General features: G+C 59.6%; 12 protein-coding genes and 3 pseudogenes. 10 read left to right on the top strand and 5 right to left on the bottom strand.

Annotation, left to right across the window (positions count from 1 at the left end; all coding sequences use genetic code 11):
- Positions 1-21: 21 nt before the first annotated feature.
- Positions 22-378, bottom strand: coding sequence for a DUF2784 domain-containing protein (locus tag FFS64_RS10145; protein WP_137805258.1), 357 nt, complete (start codon positions 376-378; stop codon positions 22-24).
- Between the two features lie 147 nt (positions 379-525).
- Between FFS64_RS10145 and FFS64_RS10140 the strand changes: the two genes are divergently transcribed.
- From FFS64_RS10140 to FFS64_RS31250, 3 genes are all read left to right on the top strand, one after another.
- Positions 526-1,224: an AzlC family ABC transporter permease gene (locus FFS64_RS10140; RefSeq protein WP_137805257.1), complete on the top strand. Its 699-nt coding sequence runs from the start codon at positions 526-528 to the stop codon at positions 1,222-1,224.
- A complete protein-coding gene (locus tag FFS64_RS10135) occupies positions 1,224-1,535 on the top strand; it encodes an AzlD domain-containing protein (protein ID WP_137805298.1) in 312 nt (103 codons plus the stop codon). The genes FFS64_RS10140 and FFS64_RS10135 overlap by 1 nt, the downstream gene beginning before the upstream one ends.
- A gap of 67 nt (positions 1,536-1,602) precedes the next feature.
- Complete coding sequence (locus FFS64_RS31250) at positions 1,603-1,758, top strand: hypothetical protein (RefSeq protein WP_171017074.1); 156 nt, start codon at positions 1,603-1,605, stop codon at positions 1,756-1,758.
- 59 nt (positions 1,759-1,817) lie between these two features.
- Here FFS64_RS31250 and FFS64_RS31660 read toward each other — a convergent pair whose 3' ends face one another.
- From FFS64_RS31660 to FFS64_RS10120, 3 genes and pseudogenes are all read right to left on the bottom strand, one after another.
- Positions 1,818-2,090, bottom strand: coding sequence for a hypothetical protein (locus FFS64_RS31660; protein ID WP_137805256.1), 273 nt, complete (start codon positions 2,088-2,090; stop codon positions 1,818-1,820).
- Positions 2,091-2,352: 262 nt separating this feature from the next.
- Positions 2,353-3,033: an SOS response-associated peptidase gene (locus tag FFS64_RS10125; RefSeq protein WP_137805255.1), complete on the bottom strand. Its 681-nt coding sequence runs from the start codon at positions 3,031-3,033 to the stop codon at positions 2,353-2,355.
- Positions 3,034-3,123: 90 nt separating this feature from the next.
- A pseudogene (locus FFS64_RS10120) lies at positions 3,124-3,252 on the bottom strand (ABC transporter permease); the annotation flags it as partial.
- On the opposite strand from FFS64_RS10120, the pseudogene FFS64_RS31655 reads away from it, so the two are divergent.
- From FFS64_RS31655 to FFS64_RS10105, 3 genes and pseudogenes are all read left to right on the top strand, one after another.
- A pseudogene (locus FFS64_RS31655) lies at positions 3,241-3,360 on the top strand (ABC transporter substrate-binding protein); the annotation flags it as partial. The pseudogenes FFS64_RS10120 and FFS64_RS31655 overlap by 12 nt on opposite strands.
- 150 nt (positions 3,361-3,510) lie before the next feature.
- Positions 3,511-4,410 (top strand): polysaccharide deacetylase family protein, encoded by a 900-nt coding sequence (locus FFS64_RS10110; protein ID WP_137805254.1) that lies wholly within the window; start codon positions 3,511-3,513, stop codon positions 4,408-4,410.
- Between the two features lie 101 nt (positions 4,411-4,511).
- Positions 4,512-4,752 (top strand): annotated as a pseudogene (locus tag FFS64_RS10105) (DUF1652 domain-containing protein).
- A gap of 94 nt (positions 4,753-4,846) precedes the next feature.
- Here FFS64_RS10105 and FFS64_RS10100 read toward each other — a convergent pair.
- Positions 4,847-5,731, bottom strand: coding sequence for a LysR family transcriptional regulator (locus FFS64_RS10100; RefSeq protein WP_137805253.1), 885 nt, complete (start codon positions 5,729-5,731; stop codon positions 4,847-4,849).
- Between the two features lie 127 nt (positions 5,732-5,858).
- Between FFS64_RS10100 and FFS64_RS10095 the strand changes: the two genes are divergently transcribed.
- The 4 genes from FFS64_RS10095 to FFS64_RS10080 all read left to right on the top strand — a co-directional run bounded on the left by FFS64_RS10095 (position 5,859) and on the right by FFS64_RS10080 (position 9,459).
- Positions 5,859-7,007, top strand: coding sequence for a muconate cycloisomerase family protein (locus tag FFS64_RS10095; protein WP_170948651.1), 1,149 nt, complete (start codon positions 5,859-5,861; stop codon positions 7,005-7,007).
- A gap of 10 nt (positions 7,008-7,017) precedes the next feature.
- On the top strand, positions 7,018-7,308 hold the full coding sequence (gene catC / locus FFS64_RS10090; protein ID WP_008029082.1) for a muconolactone Delta-isomerase: 291 nt from the start codon (positions 7,018-7,020) through the stop codon (positions 7,306-7,308).
- A gap of 54 nt (positions 7,309-7,362) precedes the next feature.
- Positions 7,363-8,292, top strand: a complete 930-nt coding sequence (gene catA, locus FFS64_RS10085) for a catechol 1,2-dioxygenase (RefSeq protein WP_137805252.1) — start codon at positions 7,363-7,365, stop codon at positions 8,290-8,292.
- 207 nt (positions 8,293-8,499) lie between these two features.
- Entirely contained in the window at positions 8,500-9,459 is a 960-nt protein-coding gene (locus FFS64_RS10080; protein WP_095193606.1) for an AraC family transcriptional regulator, read from the top strand.
- Positions 9,460-9,607 lie beyond the last annotated feature (148 nt).

The raw sequence follows: 9,607 nt of genomic DNA, 5'->3' as shown, positions 1-9,607 counted from the left end.
GGCGCGACAGGCTGCGATCTTTTAAAGCGTCCTGAGCACTCGAAGATAGACCACTACGTTGATCACCAGCACCACACCGGCCAGCCAAAGCTGAATAGCCGGAGTCAGGCCGGCCGGATAAATCACTGGCCACACATAGTGTTCGATGAAACCGGCGCCGTAGCCGCTCTGCCCGGCGGCGTGTCGCATCAGGTTTTCCCAGCGAGTCAACGGGCAGGGCAGGTGGAACAGTTCCACGGCCACACCCCAGGCGGCAGCGGGCAGGTGCCACCCCATCAAGCGGCGCCATTTGAGTACCAGCAGCCCGCCGAACACGACAAACAGGATGAACGAAAGGTGAAACAGCACCAGTCCATCGGCGGCGATTCGGTAGAGCATGTCGACTCCCGCAGGCGTCAGGTGAATGGCTCCATGGTACTCGAAGCAAGCGGGCAGCCGATGAGTGGCAAGATGCGCAAGATTGTTCAAGCCATTGGCCGCGACTGCTGGCACAGTCTGGGGTCTTTCCCCTGGTTGTAGAGCGTTATGTCCAATTCACACTTGCCGCGCGCGGCGTTCCTGCGCGGCGCTGCGGCGATCATGCCGCTGTCCCTGGCGACAGCGCCCTGGGGCTTGCTGGCCGGTTCCATGGCGATCGAAGCCAATCTGACGCCCCTGCAGGGCCAGGGCCTGTCGAGCATCGTGTTTGCCGGTGCCGCGCAACTGGTGGCCATCGGCATGCTCAAGGGCGGGGCCGGGATCTTTTCGATCCTGCTGACCACCTTGTTGCTGACCTCCCAGCATTTGCTCTACGGAATGAGCATGCGTTCGGTGATCTCGCCATTGCCGGGACGCTGGCGGGTGGGCCTGGGTTTTCTGCTCACCGATGAGTTATTCGCCCTGACCAGCCAGCACGACAAACAACAGTTCGACCGCTGGTATGCCCTGGGCGTGGGCCTGACGTTCTACATCGCGTGGAACCTCTTCACCCTGGCCGGGATCGTACTCGGCAGCAGCATTCCGGGGCTTGAGCACCTGGGGCTGGACTTCTCCATCGCCGCCACCTTCATCGCCTTGATCACCCCGGTGGTACGCAACGTGCCAACCGTGGTCTGCGTCGTGGTGTCGCTGTTCTGCTCGGTGCTGTTCAGCTACTGGCAATGGGGCTCGGCGCTGGTGCTGTCGGGGTTGGCGGGCATGACCGCCGGGTTTATCTGCAACAAATTCTGGGGAGCGCGCACATGATGGTCTGGGCGGTGATTATCGGCATGGGTGCGTTGGTGTTTCTCAACCGCTATGTCTTTCTGGAGCCGCGGCTGCCGGTGCGCCTGAGCAGCAATGCCCGGCAGTTTCTCGGTTTCGCCGTGCCGGGGATGTTGACGGCGATCTGCGGGCCGATTGTGTTCATGCCCGAGAAACAGTTGAATCTGCAGTGGGATAACCCGTACCTGATCAGCTCGCTGGTGGCCGTCGGCCTGGTGCTGTACACCCGCAACACGTTGCTCAGCATGTTGTTGAGCATGGGGTTTTTCTTTTTGCTGCGTTGGTGGCTGTAAGTCAGGGCGTGAGAAATTGTTCTACGCTTAAGGTTGATGAACGATCCCTTCAGGAAGAGAGGTGAACATGGCCAATGAACCCAAGCGTCCGGATCCCGAAGAAGTAGAGGATGAACCCTCGGAAGAAGAGATTGAGCAGCAGGAGCATGAAGAAAAGACGTGGAAGCATGACCGCAGCAGAGAGCTGTCGGAGCGTGATATCGAAATCCCGTTGAAACCCTGAGGGTCGCTTTTCTTTTGTGGGAGCGAGCCTGCTCGCTCCCACAAGTACTCAAAAGGGGTTCAAACGTCTTCCAGCGACAGAAAATCGGGATGAGTGGCCCGATAGCCCAGCGTCCTGTCGATCCAGGCATTCAACTCGTTGACCATCACCGGCGGCCTGCCTGGATAGCATTCAAGTGTCGAACTCAGAAGGTTGTCGATATTGGGGACTGATCCTAGATTTCGGGTTTGTATGTATTGCCCGATAAAACAGTCGAGTTGGTAGTGTTCAGTCTTTGTGAGATAGACACACGCCAGACTCACGACTTGATTATTTGTAAAATCGTCGCGCAATTTGGTTCTCTGCAAGGCTTGTTATTTTTGGGAGTGTCCTTAGCTGCTGACTCTTTGGTCAACTGGCTGTGGCACTGGAAATGCGGCGCGGATGCTAGCCGTACTTATTGTAAATGTATGTATGGCCAAAGGATTGTCGGACAAGCGGTTCATTCACAAAACGTATGTGCTTTCATAAGTGTTAATTCGTTGAAGCAATCGTTGAAACAGTGACTTACATCACCTTGTTACTTATGCCCGCGGTTCTGTCGATACTGACAGTTCAAGTGATCTTTGCAATTAATTCGGCCCCTTGGTTTCTGGCATTGTTAAGCGCTTTATCGACCCTGTACCACTCGAATACATCACTGTCTTCCCCCTGCAAAAGTACCATTTGCTCGGCCCGCTCCTTGGGCGTGGCCGGGTCCAGCCATTCCAGCGCCAGCTCGGGTGACAACACCACCGGTCGGCGGTCGTGAATATCCACCATCCCACCCGCGCTGTCGGCAGTGATGATGACGAAACCGTCATCGTCCCGAGGCACTGCCGTGCCTATGGGGAACTGTCCGATCGCCGCACATAAAACCGGCCTCCGGTCGCGACGGCGGATCAGCCAGGGTTGTCGTGTGCCGTCTCCGGCATCGGTCCATTCAAACCAGTTGTCGATCGGGCAGATCGCGCGGTGTGGCCAGATCGCCCGGAAGAACGGACCGTGCGCGACTTTCTCGACCCGCGCATTGATCGGTGCCGCGCGATCGGTCGCCCAGTGCGGTCGCCAGCTCCAGCGCTGCAAATCGGCATGCAAGCCGTCGTCCTCCAGGTGCAGCAGTGCCAGTTGCGTGGTGGGCGGGGCGTTGTAATGGGCCAATGGCTGGTCGCCGACGTGATTGATCAACGCGTCGGGGATGCTCAGCACCGCCACGAAATCGTGGATGCCCCGGTATTGCGACAGGCGTCCGCACATGGCCGAATCCTCCTGTTGGTGTTTTCAGCATAGTCGTTTCAACACCGGGACCGACTCAGATCACTTGCGCCCGCTGCAACTCGGTCAACGACGCGAGGTTTCGCGACCGTCACTGAGCAGATCGCCCAGGCCTTTGGTCGCCGCGATCAGTTCGGCGGCCACCAGAAACATCCAGGCCAGGCTCATGCCGTTGCGCAACCCGGTGAACAGGCCGTCAAGGGGCTACAGAGCACCGCGGACTTCCTGTTCAAGGTCAAGGCGCTGCCGACTGCACTGGCGACCGCACCGATCATCGACAGCTCGTTCCAGCAGGCACTGGCGAAGTAAGCGCGGGACGTTCGCAAGCGCTGGAACCAAACACTGTGTACCCTTATCCAACCTCAGCCCGCAGCGACCTGCGGGCCGAGGAAGGATGAACGGGCGAAGGAATTTTGCCGTTTGACGTGTTGACCGTAACGGTCTGGCCCAAGGCAAAACATGAAACAGTTGCTCAAGGTTCTCTCGGCGTGTGCCATGGCAGTCAGTCTGCTGGGCTGTATTGCCGCTCCCATCGAAATGACGCCGCAGACCGAACAACGTCTGCAAACCCAACCGCCGATCCGCTTCCTGCTGACCTACGATGACGGCCCCAGCGCATCGAGTTTCTGGAACCCTACGGAAACCGTGCTCGACAGTCTGGCGCGCAATCCCCTGCAAGCGGACATCAAGGCCGTGTTCTTCGTGCAGACCCGTGCCTCGCGGGCCGGCGGCAGCGAGATCGGGCGCGCAATCATGCACCGCGAGCGCGATGCCGGGCACATTCTCGGCTTCCACACCGCGACGCCTTCGCACACCAATCATCGTTCCCTCGACCCACAGGAACTCGAACAGGCACTCACCGACGGCAGCGCCGACATTACCGCGATCACCGGTGCGCCACCGACCCTGCTGCGCCCGCCATTCTGGAACTACGACAAACGCACCTTCGCCGCGTATCAGCAACATGGCCTGCATGTGCTGCTGACGGACCTGAGCGCCAACGACGGCAAGATCTGGGGCTTCAACGCCAGCCCCCGGCGGCGGGCTCACTTCTTGCGCTCGATGTCTGAAGTGCGCGAGCGCATTGCCCTGGGTGAACTGCCGGTGGTCGATGGGGTGATTCCGGTGGTGGTGACCTTCCACGACCTCAACCGCTACACCGCCCGGCATACCCGCGAGTACCTGCAGATCCTGCTCGACAGTGCCCGGGCGACGGGAGTGAACGTTGCAGAACAGCCGTTTTACGACGACACCGCCGCGCTGCAACGGGCGGCGATGGCGCGCACCGTGCGCGATGGTTCGCAACCGGTGCAACTACCGGGATTCTGGAACTGGATCTGGAAGAAAAATTCCGAGTGAAAAAGTGTTTGAAATGAGAACCGGATAACGCTTTTTCCTGGCGCAGAAATGGCAAAGCGCGGCTATTCTCATTGGGTTCCAATCCGTCCGAGGGATCGGCCATGTTTCCCGTCTCAGTCTTGTGCAACATTGTGGAGTCCGGATTTACCCCTCTGTCCTGCGAATGCACGGAAAGCGCAGGCTTGCTGCGCATCGAGGTTTACGACCACTGTCAGTGGCCGGGTTGAACTGCTGATCAACGGCGTATCGACCGAGCAGTTGACCAGCGTGCGGGCTATCACCGACCTGATCGGCGAGTTGCGCACCGAGATGAGTGCGGGGCGCAGGGCGTTTGCCCGGTAAATCTCCAATCGGCTAAATGAATGTCTGGTGCTGGAAGGGAATTCTTGTGGGAGCGAACATCGGCACTACCCCATTTATTCTCGCTACAGAAGATTCAATCCCTAGGCTGCAACTCTTCAATCATTCGCAAACAATGGTTCAATCCTGGTGAAACATCGCCCACCCGTCGGCTGAGAATGATCGGCGAGGTCGCGTTGTCTTCCAGCAGCGGCGTGAAGCCGATGTCGTCGCGGTGCAGCAATTGCACCGAAGCCGGCACCAGCGTGACCCCGATCCCGGCCCCCACCAGGCCGATCGCCGTTTGCAGCTCATTGGTCCATTGCGCCACGTGGATGCTCACGCCATAGGATTCGAACAGGGCGATCACATGGTCTGCATAGCTGGGGCGTGGATTGCCGGGGTAGAGTACGAAGGGTTCTCTGGCCAGGTCGCGCAGGCTGATGGGGCCGGCCAGCAACGGGTGGCCGGCGGGCAGGGCGGCGACCAGGCGATCTTCGGTCAGTACCGTCTGGACAATCGCAGGGTCGTCGATGCGTATCCGGCCGAAGCCGATATCGATGCGTCCGGCCTTGAGCGCCTGCACTTGTTGCAAGGTGGTCATTTCCGACAGCCCCAGCTCCAGCTCCAACGGCTCGCCGCTGCGCAAGCGGCGGATCAGTTCCGGTAGCACGCCGTACAGCGTCGACGGTGCAAAACCGATGCCCAGCCAGGTCTTTTCCCCCAGGCCTATGCGCCGCGTGTTGTCGCAAACCTTGTTCAGTTGTTCGAGCAGGGCCGTGGAGTGTTCATGGAAAAACCGCCCGGCATCCGTCAGCTTCAGCGGCCGACCGCGCTCGAGCAACATCACCCCCAGCTCGTCCTCCAGTTGCTGGATCTGCCGGCTCAGGGGCGGCTGGGCGATGTGCAGCAACTCGGCGGCGCGGGTGAAGTTGAGGGTTTGAGCCAATACCTGGAAGTAACGCAGGTGACGCAGTTCCATGGAGCCTCCAGTCGCAGATTGGTTGCATACCTTAAAGGTATCAAGTCAGACCAATTCTATATTGGCGTCGGGAAAAAAGCCGTACGAGAATCGATTCCAGAACTCCAAGAACCTGATGGGTATCGAAATGCTTGCAACTGCCATTGAATCGATCGAGACGATCATCGTCGATCTGCCGACCATCCGCCCGCACAAGCTGGCGATGCACACCATGCAGAACCAGACCCTGGTGATCATTCGCGTGCGGTGCGCCGATGGCATCGAAGGTATCGGCGAATCCACCACCATCGGTGGCCTGGCTTACGGCAATGAAAGCCCTGACAGCATCAAGACCAACATCGATACGCACTTCGCGCCCCTGTTGATCGGCCAGGACAGCGGCAACGTCAACGCGGCGATGTTGCGCCTGGAACGCAGCATCCGTGGCAACACCTTCGCCAAATCCGGTATCGAAACCGCGCTGCTCGACGCCCAGGGCAAGCGCCTTGGTGTGCCGGTCAGCGAGTTGCTCGGCGGCCGCGTGCGTGATGCGCTGCCGGTGGCCTGGACCCTGGCCAGTGGCGATACCCAGAAGGACATCGCCGAAGCGGAAAAAATGCTCGACCTGCGTCGCCACCGCATCTTCAAACTGAAAATCGGTGCCGGCGAGGTCAACCGCGACCTGGCCCACGTCATTGCCATCAAGAAGGCTCTGGGCGATCGCGCCAGCGTGCGGGTCGATGTCAATCAGGCCTGGGACGAAGCGGTGGCGCTGCGGGCCTGTCGGATCCTCGGCACCAATGGCATCGACCTGATCGAACAGCCGATTTCGCGTAATAACCGCGCCGGCATGGCGCGCCTGAATGCCATGAGCCCGGCGCCGATCATGGCCGACGAGTCCATCGAGTGCGTGGAAGATGCGTTCAACCTGGCCCGCGAAGGCGCGGCATCGGTGTTCGCCCTGAAAATCGCCAAGAACGGTGGTCCGCGCGCTGTGCTGCGTACTGCCGCTATCGCCGAAGCGGCCGGCATCGGCCTGTACGGCGGGACCATGCTCGAAGGCGGCATCGGCACCATGGCCTCGGCTCATGCCTTTGTGACCCTGAACAAACTGGCGTGGGACACCGAACTGTTCGGCCCGCTGCTGCTGACCGAAGACATTCTCGGCGAACCGCTGGTGTATCGCGATTTCGAGCTGCATGTGCCGAAAGCCCCGGGTCTGGGCCTGAGCCTGGATGAAGAACGCCTGGCGTTTTTCCGCCGCGACAAGACATCCACTGCCATTCATCAAGCCTGAGGAGAGCATTATGCTGTTCCACGTAAAGATGACCGTGAATTTGCCGGTCGACATGAACCCCGAGCGCGCCGCGCAGCTCAAGGCCGACGAAAAAGCCCTGGCCCAGCGCCTGCAGGACCAAGGCAAGTGGCGTCACCTGTGGCGTATCGCCGGCCTGTACGCCAATTACAGCGTGTTTGATGTCGACAGCGTCCAGGAACTGCACGATTTGCTCATGCAATTGCCGTTGTATCCGTACATGGCGATCGAAGTCACCGCGATGTGCCGGCATCCTTCGTCCATTCGCGAGGATGACCGCTGAACCCAGCCTGTTCAGTTCGCTTTGCCAATAATTACAAGATGAGGAACCGATAAAATGAACGTCAAGATTTCCCATACTGCCGAAGTCCAGAAATTTCTCGAAGAAGCCAGCGGCCTGCACAATGACGCCGGCGATCCACGGACCAAAGCGCTGGTCTACCGCATCCTGCGTGATTCGGTGAACATCATCGAAGACCTCGCCGTGACCCCGGAAGAGTTCTGGAAAGCGGTCAACTACCTCAACGTGCTGGGTGCACGCCAGGAGGCCGGGCTGGTAGTGGCCGGGCTGGGCCTGGAACATTATCTCGACCTGTTGATGGACGCCGAAGACGAACAGGCCGGCAAATCCGGCGGTACCCCGCGCACCATCGAAGGCCCGCTGTACGTGGCCGGTGCGCCGCTGTCCCAAGGTGAAGCGCGTCTGGACGATGGCGTCGATCCGGGTGTGACCCTGTTCATGCAAGGCCGCGTGTTCAACACGGCTGGCGAACCCTTGGCCGGCGCCGTGGTGGATGTCTGGCACGCCAACACCGGCGGCACCTACTCGTACTTCGATACCACGCAATCGGAATTCAACCTGCGCCGCCGTATCGTCACCGATGCCGAAGGCCGCTACCGTTTCCGCAGCATCGTGCCGTCGGGCTACGGCTGCCCGCCGGACGGTCCGACCCAACAACTGCTCGATCAACTGGGCCGTCACGGCCAGCGCCCGGCGCACATCCACTTCTTCATTTCCGCGCCGGACCATCGTCACCTGACCACCCAGATCAACCTGGATGGTGATCAGTACCTGCATGACGATTTCGCCTACGCCACCCGCGATGAACTGATTGCGAAAATCACCTTCAGCGAAGACCAGGCGCGTGCAGCGGCGCACGGTGTCAGCGGTCGCTTTGCCGAAATCGACTTCGACTTCACCCTGCAGTCGTCGGCCCAGCCTGAAGAGCAGCAGCGCCACGAGCGGGTTCGTGCACTGGAGGACTGAACACATCCGCCCCTGTAGGAGCGAGCTTGCTCGCGATGGTCGCTAATGATGACGCTGGGTGCCTGAATCCCCGCGGCGTCCTCAAGTCCATCGCGAGCATGCTCGCTCACAGGTTTCACCGGCCACAGGTCGGTCCACTGATACACCGCTGCAAGTACTGCCTTAGAATGACCCGACGCACCCCATAAGAACAACGAGAGTGACCTGATGATGCAAGTGCAACTGTTGAGTCAGCGCAGCACTGTATTTGACCATGCCGACCCATACGCGGTGTCGGGCTACGTCAATCAGCATGTCGGCAACCATTGCATCCTCATGCCCCGCGCCGGGCGGCCACTGGCCAGTCTCAACCACCGCAAATTTGCCAGCCTCGACCTGTGCCGCATCAGTTACGGCGGCAGCGTTCGTGTCACGTCGGGCGCGCTGGAAAGCATCTATCACTTGCAAGTGTTGCTGCAGGGCAATTGCCTGTGGCGCGGACACGGGCAGGAGCACTACTTCGCCCCCGGTGAATTACTGCTGATCAACCCCGACGATCCGGTCGACCTGACGTACTCCGACGATTGCGAAAAATTCATCCTCAAGGTCCCCACGACGCTGCTTGAGTCCGTCTGCGATGAGCAGCGTTGGCGCTATCCGGGGCAGGGCGTACGGTTTCTGGAGAACCGTTATCAGCTCAATGAACTGGAAGGTTTCGTCGGCCTGCTGGCGATGATCTGCCAGGAAGCCGAAGCCACCGAGCAGATCCCCAAGGTGCAGGAGCACTACGCGCAGATCATCGTCAGCAAGATGCTCAGCCTGATGAAAACCAACGTCAGCCGCCTCGAACTCGGCTCGCAGACCGCCACCTTCGAAGCGATTGCCGACTACATCGCCCGTAATCTCAAGCAGAACATCGACAGCGAAGAACTGGCGCGCCAGGCGCACATGAGTTTGCGCTCGTTGTACGGCCTGTTCGAACGCAACGCCGACACCACCCCGAAAAACTACATCCGCCAAAAACGCCTGGAACGCATCAACGCCTGTCTGAGCGACCCGACCTGCAATGTGCGCAATGTCACAGAGGTGGCCATGGATTATGGTTTCCTGCATCTGGGACGGTTCTCCGACAGCTATCGCAAGCAGTTCGGCGAATTGCCGTCCGACACCCTCAAGCGTCGGCATTGATTTGTTGTAAGCGCAAGTCTGAATACACCACAGGTTTCAAGTCTTGGCAGACATCTATCTCGGTAGCTTCGCTCCGATAAAAAACCATCCTGCACAAATCGGATAAAGGTCTGCACCCCGCGGATAGTCCACCCCCATTGCCCCGTCC

This window comes from Pseudomonas sp. G(2018), assembly GCF_005502415.1.
GTDB lineage: Bacteria > Pseudomonadota > Gammaproteobacteria > Pseudomonadales > Pseudomonadaceae > Aquipseudomonas.
This window is presented reverse-complemented; position numbering and strand designations above follow the sequence as displayed.